The organism is Luteipulveratus mongoliensis (assembly GCF_001190945.1).
Taxonomy (GTDB): domain Bacteria; phylum Actinomycetota; class Actinomycetes; order Actinomycetales; family Dermatophilaceae; genus Luteipulveratus; species Luteipulveratus mongoliensis.
The window spans coordinates 5,121,333-5,136,951 of the sequence record NZ_CP011112.1; the positions used below are offsets into that span (position 1 = coordinate 5,121,333).

The 15,619-nt window shown below is 69.0% G+C and carries 16 protein-coding genes, 1 tRNA gene and 1 pseudogene; 11 read left to right on the forward strand and 7 right to left on the reverse strand.

Annotation, left to right across the window (positions count from 1 at the left end; translation table 11 throughout):
* Positions 1 to 99 precede the first annotated feature (99 nt).
* From VV02_RS24385 to VV02_RS24395, 3 genes are read right to left on the reverse strand one after another with little or no spacing between them, the layout of a single operon-like run.
* A complete protein-coding gene (locus VV02_RS24385) occupies positions 100 to 858 on the reverse strand; it encodes an energy-coupling factor ABC transporter ATP-binding protein (protein WP_052595906.1) in 759 nt (252 codons plus the stop codon).
* The gene (cbiQ, locus tag VV02_RS24390) at positions 855 to 1,649 is read right to left on the reverse strand and encodes a cobalt ECF transporter T component CbiQ (protein WP_245633184.1); all 795 of its coding nucleotides are present in this window, start codon (positions 1,647 to 1,649) and stop codon (positions 855 to 857) included. Before cbiQ ends, VV02_RS24385 begins: the two co-directional genes overlap by 4 nt.
* A 3-nt stretch (positions 1,650 to 1,652) precedes the next feature.
* On the reverse strand, positions 1,653 to 2,726 hold the full coding sequence (locus tag VV02_RS24395; protein WP_052595907.1) for an energy-coupling factor ABC transporter permease: 1,074 nt from the start codon (positions 2,724 to 2,726) through the stop codon (positions 1,653 to 1,655).
* A 116-nt stretch (positions 2,727 to 2,842) separates the two neighbouring features.
* Here VV02_RS24395 and VV02_RS24400 point away from each other — a divergent pair, with 116 nt between their 5' ends.
* The 5 genes from VV02_RS24400 to VV02_RS24420 all read left to right on the forward strand — a co-directional run bounded on the left by VV02_RS24400 (position 2,843) and on the right by VV02_RS24420 (position 8,301).
* The gene (locus VV02_RS24400) at positions 2,843 to 3,574 is read left to right on the forward strand and encodes a TetR/AcrR family transcriptional regulator (protein WP_052595909.1); all 732 of its coding nucleotides are present in this window, start codon (positions 2,843 to 2,845) and stop codon (positions 3,572 to 3,574) included.
* A gap of 28 nt (positions 3,575 to 3,602) precedes the next feature.
* A complete protein-coding gene (locus VV02_RS24405) occupies positions 3,603 to 4,478 on the forward strand; it encodes a M24 family metallopeptidase (RefSeq protein ID WP_052595911.1) in 876 nt (291 codons plus the stop codon).
* Complete coding sequence (locus VV02_RS24410; protein ID WP_052595913.1) at positions 4,475 to 6,115, forward strand: CocE/NonD family hydrolase; 1,641 nt, start codon at positions 4,475 to 4,477, stop codon at positions 6,113 to 6,115. Before VV02_RS24405 ends, VV02_RS24410 begins: the two co-directional genes overlap by 4 nt.
* A complete protein-coding gene (locus VV02_RS24415) occupies positions 6,115 to 7,362 on the forward strand; it encodes a lipase family protein (protein WP_052595915.1) in 1,248 nt (415 codons plus the stop codon). Before VV02_RS24410 ends, VV02_RS24415 begins: the two co-directional genes overlap by 1 nt.
* 84 nt (positions 7,363 to 7,446) lie before the next feature.
* Complete coding sequence (locus VV02_RS24420) at positions 7,447 to 8,301, forward strand: SMP-30/gluconolactonase/LRE family protein (RefSeq protein WP_052595917.1); 855 nt, start codon at positions 7,447 to 7,449, stop codon at positions 8,299 to 8,301.
* 8 nt (positions 8,302 to 8,309) lie between these two features.
* Here VV02_RS24420 and VV02_RS24425 read toward each other — a convergent pair whose 3' ends face one another.
* Positions 8,310 to 9,113 carry a hypothetical protein gene (locus VV02_RS24425; protein ID WP_157063549.1) on the reverse strand — a complete coding sequence of 268 codons (804 nt, stop codon included), beginning with the start codon at positions 9,111 to 9,113 and terminating at the stop codon, positions 8,310 to 8,312.
* Between the two features lie 230 nt (positions 9,114 to 9,343).
* On the opposite strand from VV02_RS24425, the gene VV02_RS24430 reads away from it, so the two are divergent.
* From VV02_RS24430 to VV02_RS27505, 3 genes and pseudogenes are all read left to right on the forward strand, one after another.
* A tRNA-Arg gene (locus tag VV02_RS24430) sits at positions 9,344 to 9,416 on the forward strand.
* An 88-nt stretch (positions 9,417 to 9,504) separates the two neighbouring features.
* Positions 9,505 to 9,678, forward strand: a pseudogene (locus VV02_RS27500) (nitroreductase/quinone reductase family protein); the annotation flags it as partial.
* Positions 9,659 to 9,895 carry a nitroreductase/quinone reductase family protein gene (locus tag VV02_RS27505; RefSeq protein WP_218917468.1) on the forward strand — a complete coding sequence of 79 codons (237 nt, stop codon included), beginning with the start codon at positions 9,659 to 9,661 and terminating at the stop codon, positions 9,893 to 9,895. The pseudogene VV02_RS27500 and the gene VV02_RS27505, both read left to right, overlap by 20 nt.
* 20 nt (positions 9,896 to 9,915) lie before the next feature.
* On the opposite strand, the gene VV02_RS24440 is transcribed toward VV02_RS27505, so the two are convergent.
* From VV02_RS24440 to VV02_RS24450, 3 genes are all read right to left on the reverse strand, one after another.
* Positions 9,916 to 10,497, reverse strand: a complete 582-nt coding sequence (locus tag VV02_RS24440; protein ID WP_052595921.1) for a dihydrofolate reductase family protein — start codon at positions 10,495 to 10,497, stop codon at positions 9,916 to 9,918.
* A 65-nt stretch (positions 10,498 to 10,562) separates the two neighbouring features.
* Positions 10,563 to 11,456, reverse strand: coding sequence for a helix-turn-helix domain-containing protein (locus VV02_RS24445; protein WP_083450407.1), 894 nt, complete (start codon positions 11,454 to 11,456; stop codon positions 10,563 to 10,565).
* 47 nt (positions 11,457 to 11,503) lie between these two features.
* Positions 11,504 to 12,556, reverse strand: coding sequence for an ABC transporter substrate-binding protein (locus VV02_RS24450; RefSeq protein ID WP_218917469.1), 1,053 nt, complete (start codon positions 12,554 to 12,556; stop codon positions 11,504 to 11,506).
* A 65-nt stretch (positions 12,557 to 12,621) separates the two neighbouring features.
* Between VV02_RS24450 and VV02_RS24455 the strand changes: the two genes are divergently transcribed.
* Genes VV02_RS24455 through VV02_RS24465 form a run of 3 tightly spaced genes read left to right on the forward strand, consistent with a single transcriptional unit; the run spans position 12,622 to position 15,553 of the window.
* Positions 12,622 to 13,662 (forward strand): FecCD family ABC transporter permease, encoded by a 1,041-nt coding sequence (locus VV02_RS24455; RefSeq protein WP_083450408.1) that lies wholly within the window; start codon positions 12,622 to 12,624, stop codon positions 13,660 to 13,662.
* Positions 13,659 to 14,717 carry a FecCD family ABC transporter permease gene (locus tag VV02_RS24460; protein ID WP_052595922.1) on the forward strand — a complete coding sequence of 353 codons (1,059 nt, stop codon included), beginning with the start codon at positions 13,659 to 13,661 and terminating at the stop codon, positions 14,715 to 14,717. The genes VV02_RS24455 and VV02_RS24460 overlap by 4 nt, the downstream gene beginning before the upstream one ends.
* Positions 14,714 to 15,553 carry an ABC transporter ATP-binding protein gene (locus VV02_RS24465; protein ID WP_218917470.1) on the forward strand — a complete coding sequence of 280 codons (840 nt, stop codon included), beginning with the start codon at positions 14,714 to 14,716 and terminating at the stop codon, positions 15,551 to 15,553. Before VV02_RS24460 ends, VV02_RS24465 begins: the two co-directional genes overlap by 4 nt.
* The last annotated feature ends 66 nt before the right edge of the window (positions 15,554 to 15,619 follow it).

A 15,619-nucleotide genomic window follows, 5' to 3' on the forward strand; every position in this document is an offset into this window, starting at 1 on the left:
GCGAGGCGCTAGCCGAGCCGTATCGAGACCCCGTGACCGCGTGCACCTGGTCTCGATACGGGCTCCGCTAGCGCTCCGCCCTACTCGACCGGCGAGGGCTCAGGGGACGGAGAGCGGGTCGAAGCCGTAGGGGAGCTCGAGCCGGTGCTGGTGCAGCAGGTCGGTGTCGGCGAGCAGCTCCTTGGTGGGGCGCTGCGCGATGATCCGGCCCTCGTCCATCAGCGCCGAACGCCCGCACAGCTCAAGGGCGTACGGCAGGTCGTGCGTCACCATCAGCACCGCCACAGGCAGGCTCTTGATGATGTCCGCGAGCTCACGTCGCGCCGCGGGGTCGAGATTGCTGGACGGCTCGTCGAGGACCAGCAGCTGCGGGTCCATCGCCAGCACCGTTGCGACAGCCACGCGGCGGCGCTGACCGAACGACAGGTGGTACGGCGCCCGGTCGGCGTACGCCTCCATCCCCACCGCCGCGAGCGCGGACTCGACCCGCTCGCGCAGCGCGTCTCCCTTGAGCCCGAGGTTGGCGGGCCCGAAGGCTACGTCGTCGGCCACGGTCGGCATGAAGAGCTGGTCGTCGGGGTCCTGGAAGACCAGCCCGACCCTCCTGCGCACCTCGGCGACGGAGTCCTTGGACAACGAAAGTCCGCCCACCGCAACGGAACCCGTGCCCGTGCCGCCAGCGACGGACCCGAGGATCCCGTTGAGGTGCAGGACGAGCGTGGTCTTGCCGGCGCCGTTGGGACCGAGCAGGGCGACCCGCTCCCCTTCCTCGATGGTGAGGTCGACGCCGTAGAGCACCTGATGTCCGTCGGGATAGGCGAACCCGAGCCGCGACACCTCCAGGGCGGGCGCACTCACGTGACGACCAGGGCGACGACGAGCACCACCAGGGCCGATCCAGGCAGGGCCAGGGCCGTACGCCACTCTGCCGCCGTCGGCGCACGACCGGACAGCACGGGCATGGGTCCGTCGAGACCGCGCGCGAGCATCGCGCGGTGGACGCGCTCGCCCCGCTCGTAGGTGCGGACGAACGTCGAACCCACAGTCCCCGCAACGGATCTCAGCTGTGTCGTACGCCGACCGCTGCCTCCGCGCGCAAGGCGGGCAATGCGTGACCTCTCCAGGTCATCGCTCGCGATCGACAGGTAGCGGACCGCGAAAGAGATGATGGCGACGAGAACGCCTGGCAGATGGAGTCTTTCGAGACCGACGAGCATGGCGCGAGCGTCCGTGGTGGCCGCCAGGATGATCGCAGCGACGACGCCGAGCGTGGCCTTGGCGAGCAACAGGGCGCCGCCGACCAGGCCCGACCGAGAGACCGACAAGCCGAGCACATCGACGGTCGGCCCGGACGCGACGAACGGCATCAGAAGGGCGAACACCACGAACGGCGTCTCGACCAGCATCCGCCGCGCTACGGCAGCGACGGGAAGCCGAGCGAGCCAGACGGCGGCAGCCAGCAGGGAGGCGTACGCCACGAAGGCCGGCCATGCGCGGGCGGGAGTGGCCACCACGACCACGACGAACGCCAGCAGTGCCACGAGCTTGACCTGGGCCGGCAACCGATGGACCACGGACTCCCGGCGGATCAGGAGTGCGTCCGCGCCCGTGCTGGGCCGGACTGCAGCAATCGCGTGGGTGGCTGCCACGACTCAGCCCTCGACCGTGAGCGACTCGCGCTCCACGGCGGCGTCATGGTCCGACGGCCGCTGCCGGCGGATCAGCCAAGCGATGCCGCAGCCGATGAGCACGGTCAGGCTCACGCCGATCAGTCCGGCCAGCCCGCCCGCGAGGAAGGTGTTGTGGACACCGCTGACGGAGTAGTCGGCCATCGGCCCGCCTGACACGGCCGAGTCCTTGGAGTCGAAGCCCAACTGCTGTCCGACGTACTCGAGGCCGTCGGGGTGGGAGCTGGCGAAGTAGCTCAGTCCGAACGCCACCACGGCGCTGGCACCCAGGAGCGCGATGACCGGCTTACGCCCGAGGCGTACGGGCCTGGCACCGACGGAGGCGCCGGCCGATGCGTCGGCGGCGACCGTCGTACGCGCGCCCGTCTCGTCGACCAGCTCCAGGTCGCGCCGCAGGTGACGGGCGACGAAGACCAGGTCGGGACGCGAAGCGAGCACGGCGCTCAGGACGGCCGTGGTGATGACGGCCTCGCCGATGCCGATCAGGATGTGCCAGCCGATCATGGCCGTGGCGACCTTGCTCGTGGGGATGTCGACCGAGCCACCGATCGCGTAGATGCCGGTGAAGACGACCGCCGCGGAGGGCACTGCGACCAGTGCGGCCACGCAGGCGGCCGCCGAGACGCTCGATGTGCGACGTGGCAGAACCGCGAGAAGCCCTCGCATCACTGCGTATCCGACGACAACGGTGACGATGCCCATCACGCTGATGTTGGTGCCGAGGGCGGTCAGGCCACCGTCGGCGAAGAAGACGCCCTGGATGAGCAGCACGACCGTCATGCACAGCAGACCAGTCCATGGGCCGACCAGCGCGGCGGCCAGCACACCGCCGAGGAGGTGGCCACTGGTGCCCGCGCCGACCGGGAAGTTGACCATCTGGACCGCGAAGATGAACGCCGACACCAGACCGGGCAGCGCCGGGCCGGACTCACGGATCTCGGGCGCGGCCTTGCGCAGGCTGAGCGCGACCGCCGACGCGGCCACCACGCCGGTCGCCGCGGAGGTCGGCAGGTCGATGAATCCATCTGGCACGTGCATGAGCCCACCCTGTCCCCAAATGCGACACGTTCGCAACTGAGCCGGAAATGATCCAGTGGACGAGAAAGTAGAAGGCGCCTCTAGTAATAGAATGTCATTCTGGTTATGGTTCCCGCATGCCCACCAAGGAAGCGACCTCCCGCCAGGACCGCCGCAAGGCCCAGACCCGGGCGCGGATCATCGACGCGGCCGCCGAGATCTTCGCTACAGACCCGGCGGCGGCGACCATCGCGCGGATCGCGCAGGAGGCCGACGTCGCGGTGGCGACGGTCTACCAGCACTTCGCCGGCAAGGACGATCTCCATCTGGCGGTCGTCGAGCGCGCGCTGGAGCGCAACGAGCAGCACATGATGACCGTCTATCTGGCCGACACACCACCGCTGCAGAAGCTGATCAACGCAGCGGCCGCATACGTCGCCTTCTACGTCGAGTCGCCGCAGCTGTTCCGTCTGGTCGCGCTGCGGCAGGGTGCGCCGACCGAGGAGTCCACTGAAGGACCGGTCGCGGTCATCCTGTCCGAGCGGGTCAACAGGATGACCCAGGCACTGGCAGATGTGATCGAGGCCGGTGTGGCCGATGGCTCCTTGCGGTCCGTCGAGCCATTGGCTACCGCGCGGTTCCTGTGGGGCGCGATGAACGGGACGTTCGCCCTCGCCGCTCGGCCCGATCAGCTGCGACTCACCCACGACGAGCTGATCGCGGCCCTGTCCCAGGGCCTCGACATCGTGCTCGAAGGCTTTGTCGCTCCGTCCACCCGCGACTCCGACGGGCACCTGCCCAAGCGCCTACGCATGGCGCTGCGCCGCGCGATCAAGGACGTCGGCGCTCCTGGCGCGAAGCAGCAATGACCGAGCTGAATCGACCCCTGGAGGAGTCATGACCACACAGTTCACATCCAGTCCACTCGCCCGGACCTTGTCCCGGTTGCCCTCGTCGTCGACCCACCCACCGTCGGCGACCGACGTCGAGGCGTTTCGACGGGCTCAGCGACTCGCGTTCGACTGCGCCCAGGCCTGCGCTGCCGAGATGCGGGTCGGCTGGACCGAGGGCCGTACGGCGAAGTGGATGTTCGGCTACCTGCACGACCACGGCGTGCGGTCCTACCTGCACAAGCCGATCGTCGCCTTCGGTGACCGGACCGTGGCCCACGACGACCAGTGGGAACCGCCACGAGGGCCCGGCCTGACGCTCAAGGAAGGCGACGTCGTCATCCTCGACTGCGCCCCTGTCCTGGAGGGCTACACCGGCGACATCGCCTACACCCTCGCCGTGGGGGAGCACCCCGAGCTCGACAGGGCGCGCGACTTCCTGACCGACCTTCGCGCCGAGCTCCCCGAGCGGATCATGGACCCCGCGACGTCGGCGACGATCTTCGACTGGGTGGACCAGCAGATCCGCGGGGCCGGATTCCAGAACGGGGCCGGCGGCTACGGCGAGCACGTCATGGGCCACCGGGTCTACAGGCACGGCAAGTTCTTCACCAACCACCCCGCCTCGCCGCCGGAGAAGGTCTTCGGCTACTTCCCCAGCTGGCACAGCGGCGGGTTCCTGCTGAACAACGTCCGCCGCCTGGTCGCACCCGAGGTGCTCAACGTCAACCACCGCGGGCTCAAGACCGGCGTCTGGGCGATCGAGCCGCACCTTCGGGCGGACGGCTGGGGCGCCAAGTTCGAGGAGCTCCTTGTCGTGCAACCGGATCGGGCGTACTGGCTCGACGACATCAGCCAGGAGCGGATCGTGATCCAGCCATGACGCTGCAAGGTCGCCTGTTCGAGCGCGCACTGAAGCTGCCGCCGGCGGTGACCCGCAAGGTACGGATCACCAAGGACCTGCGGATCCCCACACCGGACGGCGTGGAGCTGCTGGCCGACCTGTACACACCGCCCGAGGTGCCCGATGCTCCGACGATCCTGATCCGCACGCCGTACGGCCGGCGCGGCTTGGTGAGTCGCCTCACCTGTGTGAGCTTCGCCGAGCGTGGCTACCAGGTGCTCGTCGCGACCTGCCGTGGCACGGACGGTTCCGGCGGCACCTTCAACCCGTTCCTCGACGACTCGAAGGACGGGCTGTCCACCCTTGACTGGCTGGAGAATCAGCCGTGGCACCACGGCAAGGTGCTGACGTTCGGGCCGAGCTATCTCGGGCACGTACAGATGGCGCTCGGCCCTGACGCTGGTGACCGGATCACCGCGATGATGCCGGTGATCTCGTCGGCCAGCTTCCGCGACCTCTGGTACAACGGCGACTCGTTCGAGCTGGCCGCGACTCTCGCCTGGACCGCACGCATGGTGACGCTCGAACGAAGCAGCCCGTTGAAAGCCGACTTCCTCGAGCTGAAGGGCGACAAGCGGGCACGCGAGTCGATGAGCCACCTGCCCCTCTCCGGTGCGGACAGCGCAGCCACCGGCAAGCAGGTCGGCTTCTGGCAGGACTGGCTGGGCGCGGGAGACGACGGCGACCCGTACTGGGGACCCGAGCGCGAGCACCAGGCCAGGGCCGGCGAGATCACTGCACCCACACACCTGTTCGGCGGTTGGCAGGACGTGCTGCTGCCCGGTCAGCTCGACGACTACGCAGTGATGCGCACGGCTGGACGCAACCCTTATCTGACCATCGGGCCCTGGCTGCACGTCTCGACCGAGATGTTTGGCGCGGCGCTCCGCGAGGCGCTGACCTGGTTCCCCGCGCACGTCAACGGCGAGCCCGCCAGCCTTCGTGACCAGCCGGTCCGGCTGTTCGTCCAGGGCGCCGAGGAGTGGCGCGACTACGGCGAGTGGCCGCCGCCGGGCGGCACCGCTCAGAACTGGCACCTTCAGCCGGGCGGTGGCCTGGCTTCGGAACCCGCAGCGAGTGGTGCGCCGACGACGTTCCGGTACGACCCCGCTGACCCGACGCCCACCGTCGGCGGGCCGTTGCTGGACCCGCGTACCGGTGGACGCAAGGACAACGCAGCGCTCGAGGCGCGACCTGACGTCGTGATCTACAGCAGTGACCCTGTGGTCGAACCGCTCGAAGCGATCGGTTCGGTCTCCGCCACCGTCAAGCTCCGAACCAGTGGTCCGCACGCCGATGTGTTCGTCCGGCTCAGCGACGTGGACCGCGACGGTAAGTCGGTCAATGTGTGCGAGGGCATCCAACGGCTCAGTCCGGACAAGCACCCGGAAGACGGGGACGGCGTACGCACCGCGGAGGTCACGCTGTGGCCGACGGCGTACTGCTTCCAGCGCGGCCACCGACTCCGCGTACAGATCTCGGGCGGCAGCTTCCCCCGCTACGCCCGCAACACCGGCACCGGCGAACCCCTCGCCAGCGCCGTCGAGCTGCGCACGGTCGACTACGAGATTCTGCCCGGCTCTTTCGTCACGCTCAACACGATCGGAGTCGAATAATGCTGGTAGCAAAGGAAAGTCACCGATGGCCCCGCCGGATCGCGGTCGGCACGGCAGCGCTCGTCGCTGCTGCCGTGGTGCAGAGCGCCCCGGCGGTAGCGGCGTCTGTCCCGGTGCCGGATGACGACCCGTTCTACGCAGTCCCGTCCGGGATCGCGGACCTGGCGAACGGGTCGGTCCTGGACTCTCGACCAGTCGCAGCCTCCGCCGTCGGCATACCGATCAACGCCACCGCCTGGCAGGTGAAGTACAAGACGATCGACCAGCACAACCAGCCGAGCGCGTTCGTGACGACCGTGCTGGTGCCCAAGAAGGCATGGACGGGCAGCGGCGAGCGGCCCCTCGTCTCGTACCAGACCGCAGAGGACGGTGTCGGTACCAAGTGTTCCCCGTCGTACCTCCTGCGCGCTGGACTTGAGGGCGGGCTCAACGGTGCGGAGACGCTCCTGGTCGCGGAGACGGTCAACCGGGGATTCGCGGTGTCCGTCCCCGACTACGAGGGGCCGAACTCCGAGTTCGGCGGCGCGGAAGGCTCCGCGCACGGGGTGCTCGACGGCGTCCGTGCCGCCCGCAACTTCACGGCGGCCGGGATCAGCAAGAACGCGCCGGTCGGACTGGTCGGGTACTCGGGTGGGTCACTGGCGACGAACTGGGCGCTCAAGGCACAGGCCTCGTACGCACCCGAGCTGACGTTCGCCGGCGCTGCCTCCGGCGGCACAGTCGGCGACGTGAAGGTGTCCTTCCAGTCGTTCATCAACGCCGGTCTCGGAGGCGCCGCCCTCATCCCACTGATCGGCCTGCAGCGCGCGTACCCGGAGAAGAACATCCAGCAGTACCTGAACGCCAGCGGCCTGCGAGCGATCGCGGGCAGTCAGACCGACTGCATCACCGAGGCCGCGCTGAAGCACCCGCTCGCCAACCTCAACCCGGCGCCCATCGGCTGGGGCAAGAGCTGGGGCACGACCAACGATCCCGGCTTCAGCAAGGTCTTCGCCGACGTCAGCCCTCTCACCATGCCCGGCGCCCCGAAGACGCCGGTGCTGTTCTACCACTCGGTCATCGATGAGTTCGCGCCAGTCGGCAAGATGCGCGCCCTGTTCAAGCAGTACTGCGCGGCGGGCGTCACTGCGTCGAAGACCGAGTCTCTCGTGGGCGAGCACGAGGTGTACGCAATCACCGGACTGCCAACTGCGCTGGACTATCTCGGCGACCGGTTCGCCGGCAAGCCTGCGCCGAACGACTGCTGACACGAGCTGCGTGAACTCAAGCCGCCGCAGGTTGAGCCGGGCGAGACTCTCGGCTCAACCAGCGTGCTGGCTAGGCTTCCTCGCATGCGCGCCGAAGCCGTCTCGAAGCCGCACGCCTTCCATGCCGAAGGACCCTGCTGGTGGCCCGATCAGCGGCTGCGTTACGTCGACCTCCTGGCCGGTGACGTCCTCACCCTGCTGGACGACGGATCGGTCTCACGGGTCCACGTCGGCAAGGTCGCAGCAGCTCTGCGCCCGCGAGCGCAAGGTGGCGCGATCATCGCGGTCGAGCGCGGCTTCGCCCTGACGAGCGGCCCTGAGCTCGATGACCTGGAGCTGCTCCCCGAGCTGTGGTCGAGCGACACGATCCGCTTCAACGACGGTGGCTGCGACCCGGCCGGCCGGTTCTACTGCGGCACCATGGCGTACGACGAGACGCCGGGCGCCGGCTCGCTCTACCGTCTCGATCCCGACGGTCGCACCACTCAGGTGCTGACCGACCTGACCATCTCCAACGGCCTCGGCTGGTCGCCGACCGGCGAGACGGCGTACCTCAATGACACTCCGACACATGCGATCTCGGCGTTCGACTGGTCTGAGACCGACGGCCTCACTGAGCGGCGACCGTTCGTCACGCTGCCCGACGACGAGCCCGGCAACCCGGACGGCCTGTGCGTCGATGCCGAGGGCGGTGTGTGGGTCGCGCTCTACGGCGGCTCGGCCGTGCACCGCTACACGCAGGACGGGCAGCTCGACCAGGTGGTCGAGCTGCCCGTCACCAACGTCACCGCGTGCACCTTCGGCGGCGACGACCTGCGTACGCTCTACATCACGTCCACCCGCGAGAACGTCCCGGACGGCGAACAGCCTTCTGCCGGAGCGGTTTTCACGTGTACGCCTGGGGTCGCGGGTCTCCCCGCGCTCACCTTTGCCGGATGATCGGCTGATCAGCGGACGGCGTACGACACCGCCTTGACCTTCACGGTGGTCCGCGGGCTCTTGAGGCCGCGGTCGGCCTGGACCGTCCACACGCTGCCGCTCCGGTTGAACCCGCCGCCCAGGTTGTTCAGGGGCGCCACGAGCTCCCGCTTGTCGCTGCAGAACCAGCGTGCGATGTAGCCGTCCGCACGCGTCGCACCGCCACCACCGAAGGCCGGCTGGCAGGTCGTCCCGTCAGCCAGTACGACACCCCACGGGACCGCCTGCGACGAACGCTGCGTCGTGGCCGGGCCGGTGAGCTTCATCAGATCGATGCTCTTGCTGTAGGGCGAGCTCACGCAGCCGGCCTGGTCCTTGCCGACCTGCCAGCACGCGTCGTAACCGGCGGCGCTGGCACCGCACTCGAAGATCTTGGAGGCCTTGGCGACGGCGCTCGGCTCGCTCCCGTCGCAGGTGTCCGCGACCCGGTTGACCTTCCAGCCCGCGGCAACAGCGCCGCCTGCAGTGATGGGGTTGATCGACCGGATCTGCGTCTTGGCCACTCCCTGACCGGGCTGACTGCCCGCGTTCGACGGACTGGCGCCCGGCGCCGGCTCACCGACGGCCACCCCGGGCGGGGTCGTCGCGCCGCTGGTGGACGGTGCCGTCCCCCCGCTGGTGGAGGGTGCCGTCGTCGAATCCGCCACTGGTGTCGCTGTCGACGGGCTCGCCTTCGGCGCGGCGCTGCCTGAGCCTGAGTCGCTCTGGCACCCGGCGAGCAGCACGCCCGCCGCGAGAACCGTCGTTGCCGTAGCAGCCATCTGAAGCTTCATCTGTCTCTCCCCTAACGTGGTCCGCCGAGCCTTGGCCCGGCGTGCGAGCCCCCGCTCGCTAACCCTGAAGACGAACGAGTCGACAGTCGGGTTGGGGTCCTACATCTGCGACTTCGGTTGATCTTCTGAGCCGCCCTGTCGTAGGACCATGAGGGTGCGCGCGGCCGATTAGCGCTTCCGCGGGACTGCCAGGTAGCATTGCTCGTCGTTGCCCGCCAGGGCGGCGAACTGCACCCGTAGCTCAACGGATAGAGCATCTGACTACGGATCAGAAGGTTAGGGGTTCGAATCCCTTCGGGTGCACGCTGTGTTGAGACAGTAAGAGAAGCCCCGGTCCACTGGACCGGGGCTTCTTGCCGTTTCCAGCCCTCCTGACGTGAAGAATGGCGACATGTCCTGCGCCGCTGACCTCAAGTACCGTGTCGTCTCCCCGTTCCAGCGCCGGATCGCCAACCCACTCCAGCGCCGCCGGTCGACGCAGACCCTTCTGGAGACGACCGGCCGCGTCTCCGGGCTCGCCCGCCACACCCCGATCGGCGGCCGCCGTGTGGGCGACTCGTTCTGGCTGGTTTCCGAGTTTCGGCGAGCGGTCCCAGTACATCCGCAACATCCAGGCCGACCCGAGCGTGCGGGTGCGGATCCGCGGGCGGTGGCACGACGGGACCGCGCACCTCCTGCCGAACGACGACGCGGTGGCCCGGCTCCGGAGCCTCCCGAAGGTGAACAGTGCCGCGGTACGGATCGTGGGGGCGGGATTGCTCACCGTGCGGGTGGATCTGTAGCGGAGGGACCAGCAGATCGGTCAACGGCGCACCCGATAGCGCAGGTGAAGCACCCGGTTGCCCTGAATCATCACGTCGGGATCCTCCAACAGGTGCTGCGCGGGGACCGACCCGAAGTAGCGCTTGCCGGACCCGAACACCACGGGTACGACGTCCATACGCACCTCGTCGACCAGGCCCGCGGCAAGCACCTGGCCACCGACGTCGCCAGCGGCGACCTCGACGATGCGATCATCCGCAAGCTCTTGCGCCTTGGCCACGGCTGCCTCCACGCCGTCGACGAAGTGAAACGGCGACTCGGGGTCCCAGCCCTCGGGCTGCGGCCGGTGCGTCACGACGACCATGTGGTCGATCCCGCTCGGAGGCTTCCCGTCCCAGCCGTCCGTCAGGTCGAAGACGTGGCGGCCGGCGATCGTTACCCCGATCTGGTCCCAGTAGGGCCGGGTGTAGTCGTAGGACGTCTGCGACACCGTCACGTAGCCGCTCCCGTCCAACGGGACGTCACCGCTAGTCAGCCAGTCGAACAGCGGCCCGGGCTGGTCGTTCTCGTCCGCGACGAAGCCGTCCACCGACACCGAGCCGTACATGACCACCTTGCCCACGGGGCTCTCCTTTGCTTGAGGTGCCCCAAAACTAGAGCGTCGTGAGCTGTCGATCTTGTACGAATTCAATCGGCCGGCAGCGGCCAGCCGTCCATGGCGTGGCCGGGGTGTTCGCGCAGGAACCGCCGTCGGACTTCGAGGTACCGGGTGGGCGTGAGCCCGGTGAACTCGCGGAACTCATGGCCGAAGTGGGCCTGGTCGAAGTAGCCTGCGCCACCGGCGAGATCGGCCCAGTCGATCGGTCCGGCGGGGTCGATCGAGAACACCGTGGCGGTGAAGCGGTACGTGCGTGCCAGCCGCTTCGGCGTGACGCCGATGAGCTCCTTGAACCGCTGTGCCAGATGAGTGCTGCTGACACCGGCCGCCTCGCTCAGGTCGCCGATCGCCGCCGCCCCGCGGGATGCCGCGATGGCACTGCTCATGTGGCGGACCAGCCCCATGCCGGCGGTCTCGCAGAGCCGGCTCATGAGCTCCTCTTCGAGCAGCGCCAGCATCTCGTGCGGTCCGTCCACACTGGCCAGCCGGTCTCGCAGCGCACCAACGGCGGGCCGGCCCCAAACCTGCTCTAAAGTCACCGGCCGGTCACACAGCTCGGTCGCTGGCATCGGCAGGAACGGAGCGAGCCCCCACGGCTTGACGTGCACGCCGACGGACCGGGACTGGACTGGATAGCCGAACTCCCACGCACGGGTGGGCATCGTGACCACGCAGCCGTCGGCGTACTCGGCCGTCTCGACATCGGTGCCGGCGCGGATGCGGAACGGCGCCCCGAGGTTGACGATGAGCAGCGCCGACGGCGCCGGCGGCAGGGTCAGCCGGGCGTACGGCGGCGCACCCTCCAGGTAGTAGAGGTCGTCGATCAGCCCGTCCAGCGGCGGCCGCGGCAATCTGGACACGTACTCCACGCGCACAGCATCGTCCACTCCCGGGGTGGGCGTGAGCAGGACCTCTGAGGTCATCGCCAGACGTCGGCACCGTTCACCAAGTCCTGAGCAGACTGGCTCGACTACTTCGCGACGGCGGCGAGCATCGGGACCAGCTTGTCGACGACGTACGGCAGGCTCAGCGGCGAGCTGAAGTAGATCGCGCCAGCCAGCTCGCCGCCTGTGTAGACCGAGCGCTTGTTCTTGACGGCGGTCAGGTTCTGGAAGCCCGGCACCTTCTCCAGCGCGGTTCTGTCCGCGTCCTTCTCGGTGCCCCACACGAGGATGTCCGCGGCGTTGAGCACCGAGATCTTCTCGACCGGGATGTACGCCTGCTCGCCCTCCTTGATGTAGGAGTTGATGGCGTCCGGGACGACCAGCCCGAGGTCGGTGAGGAACTCGGTGCTCAGGCCGTCCTGGTAGGCGATGAGGTTGCCGTCGGAGACCGCGTTCTGCAGGAAGATCGCCTTCTTCTTGGCCAGCTCGGGGTGGGCCTTGGCAGCGGCGGCGAACGTGGCGGCCACGCCCTCACGGATCTTCTTGGCCTCCGCGGGCATCCCGACGGACGCGCCGATCAGCTCCATCATGTGCGTCCAGGGCTCGAAGAAGTCGGTGCCTTTGCCGGTCTGCGCGATGGTCGGCGCGATCTTGCTGAGCTTGGTGTAGGCGGGCTGCTCCAGACCTGCGTTGCAGGCGATGATCAGGTCGGGCTTGAGCTTGGCGATCTCGACGAACTGGAAGCCGTCGTCCAGCTTGAGCACGGTGGGCTTGGCGCCGCCGAGCTTGGCCTGCGCCCACGGCCAGGTGGCATAGGGCTGGTCGCCGTACCAGTCGGTGACCGCGATGGGCGTGATCCCGAGCGCCAGCAGGAAGTCGTGCTCGGTGTAGCCCGCCGACACGATGCGTACGGGCCGCTTGGCGACCGTCGTCTCGCCGAACTTGTGCTTCACCCGAACCGGCTTCCACTCGCCGGAGCCGGCGCCCTTGCCCGCGCCGGACGGAGACTCGGCGGAGTCCGCACTGTCGCTGCACGCCGCGAGCAGGCCGGCCGCGAGACCAGCCGCGCCGAGGGTGAACGCACGGCGGCTGACGGCCGCAGAGTCGGTCGGCAGATGAAGATGAGGAAGACGGGGCACGGCGGGTCCTTCGTTCGCGCTGATGTGTAAGGAAAGCCTAACCACACTGCGGCTACCATGCTCGCGTGTCCGAGACCACCCTGACGCGACCCCCGGTCGCCGAGCGTCGACAGGCCGGCCGCTCAGCGCCTGCGACCCTCGTCGTGGCTCTCGCGGCGGTGGGAGTCGCCACGATTCTCAGCCTGGGAGTCGGCTCCAACATGATCTCGCCGGTCGATGTGGTGCACGGCCTGCTCGGTCAGGGCACCGAGGCGACCGACGTCGTACGCGGGGTGCGCCTGCCGCGGACCGCGCTCTCGATCCTCGTCGGCGCGGCTCTCGGCATGGCCGGTGCCGTCATGCAGTCGGTCACCCGCAACCCGCTCGCCGACCCCGGCATCCTCGGGGTCAACGCCGGCGCCTCCGCCGCGGTCGTGTCGGCGATCAGCTTCTTCGGTCTGACGCAGCCGGGTGAGTACGTCTGGTTCGCGCTGATCGGTGCTGGCTTCGCGTCGGTCGCGGTCTACCTGCTCGGCTCGGGCCGACGCAGCGCGGCGACACCGGTCCGGATGGCACTCGGCGGCACGGCGGTCAGCGCGGCGCTCGGCTCGTACGTCACCGGCGTGATGCTCATCGATCCCGAGGCGTACTACCACTTCCGCTACTGGGAGGTCGGCTCGCTCACGGGGCGTGATCTGTCCATCGTCGGGGACGTCGTCTGGTTCCTCATCGGCGGACTCGCCCTGGGCCTGCTGCTGGCGCGGTCGTTGAACGCGCTCGCCCTCGGCGAGGACACCGGGCGCGCGCTGGGCGCCAACATCGGCCGCATCCGCCTGCTGAGCGTCGTCACCGTCATGCTGCTGTGCGGTGCTGCGACTGCCGCGGCAGGGCCGATTGGCTTCGTCGGTCTCGCCGTGCCGCACCTGGCACGCATGCTGGTCGGTGTCGACCACCGGTGGTCGCTCCCGCTGTCGATGGTGCTGGGTGTGCTGCTGCTGGAGAGCGCAGACATCGTCGGCCGCCTCGTGCTCTGGCCCTCGGAGACCGGCGCCGGCATCGTCACCGCGGTCGTCGGCGCACCGTTCCTGATCCTGCTTGTCCGTCGACGCAAGGTGGGCCGGCTGTGAGTCCGACCGCTCCCCTCACCCGGCCGCCGTCCACCGTCCGCATCGGGTCATCGATCAGGTTGCGGACCGACCGCCGCGCTGTCGTCGTGTGCGTCGCGTTGGCCGCGCTCTGTGTCGTCGCGGCGTTCGTCACCCTCGGCACGGGCAGCCTGCCCGTCTCACCGATGGAGGTGCTGCGGACCGTCGTCGGTCGCGGCGCAGCGGGCAACGACTTCGTGGTCATGGATATCGGGCTCCCGCGGGCCTGCAACGCGCTCCTGGTGGGCGCCGCGCTCGGCGTGGCCGGCGCGCTGATCCAGGCACTCACCCGCAACCCGCTGGGCAGTCCGGACGTGGTGGGCTTCGACTCCGGCGCCGCCACGGGTGCCCTCATCGGCCTGCTGATCCTGAACGTCGGCCCGTCCGGCGTCTCGACGCTCGCTGTCGTCGGCGGTCTCGCCACCGCGGCGGCGGTCTACTTCTTCTCCGCCGGCGGCAGCGGCAACGGCTACCGCCTCATCCTCGTCGGCATCGGCGTCGGCGCCACCCTGACGGCAGTCAACTCCTACCTGCTGACCCGCAGCCGGTCGTACGACTCGCTGGTCGCCGCGCGATGGCTCGCCGGCAGCCTCAACGACTCGACCTGGCGGGACGTCACGGTCATCGGCATCGGTCTCGTCCTGCTGCTGCCGTGCGGTGTCGCCCTCTCCCGCCAGCTGCGGATCTTCCAGCTCGGCGAGGAAACGGCAGCTGCGCTGGGCGTACGTGTCGGTCGCCTGCACATCGCGGTGCTGGCGGTGTCGGTCGGTCTCGCCGCGCTGGCCATCTCGACGGCAGGTCCGGTCTCGTTCGTCGCCCTCGTGGCACCGCAGCTGGTCGCGCGAGTGACCCGCGGTGCTGCGCCTCAGGTGGTCTCGTCGGCGCTGATGGGCGCACTCCTGCTGACCGTCAGCGACTTCGTCGCGCAGCGCGCGTTCGGGTCGACCGACCTGCCGGTCGGCGTCGTCACTGGCGGCGTCGGCGGCGTCTACCTCGTGTGGCTGCTCAGCCGTGAGTGGAGAAAGGTGTCCGCATGACCCCGAGCCAGGACGTGGGTCGGCTGTCGGCCGACGCCCTGACCCTGCAGTACGACGAACGCGTCGTCGCGCAGGACCTCAGCGTCGCGATCCCTGATCATTCGTTCACCGTCATCGTCGGACCCAACGCGTGCGGCAAGTCCACGCTGTTGCGTGCACTGGCGCGAATCCTCAAGCCCACCAAGGGTTCTGTCATCCTCGACGGCCAGCAGATCCTCGATCTGCCAGCACGTGAGGTTGCGCGCCGGGTCGGTCTGCTGCCGCAGTCGGCCACCGCACCGGAGACGATCACGGTGGCCGACCTGGTCGGGCGCGGACGCTTCCCGCACCAGCGGTTCCTGCGCCAGTGGTCGGACGACGACCAGCAGGCGGTGGACGAAGCCATGCGGGCCACCACTGTGCTCGAGCTCGCGGACCGCCCGGTCGACGAGCTGTCCGGCGGTCAGCGGCAACGCGTCTGGCTGGCCATGGTGCTCGCCCAGCAGACCGGTTTGATGCTGCTGGACGAGCCCACGACGTTCCTCGACATCGCGCACCAGATCGACGTGCTCGACCTGTGCGCCGACCTGCAGGAGCAGGGCTACACGATGGTCGCGGTGCTGCACGACCTCAACCACGCGTGCCGCTATGCGACTCACCTGATCTGCATGAAGGACGGCCGCATCGTCGCCGAGGGCACGCCCGAGCAGATCGTGACGGCCGAGCTGGTGCACGAGGTCTTCGGCCTGGTCTGCGACGTCATCCCGGACCCCAACACCGGGACCCCCATGATCGTCCCCGCAGCCCGTTCCGCCCGTCGAGCGCCGTCGTACGCCGCCCTCCCGGGTCGGAACTGAGTACCGGTAGTTCGACTCGGTTCAGACTGCGTCGAACCACCAATACTCAGTTCCGGCAGCGGAAGG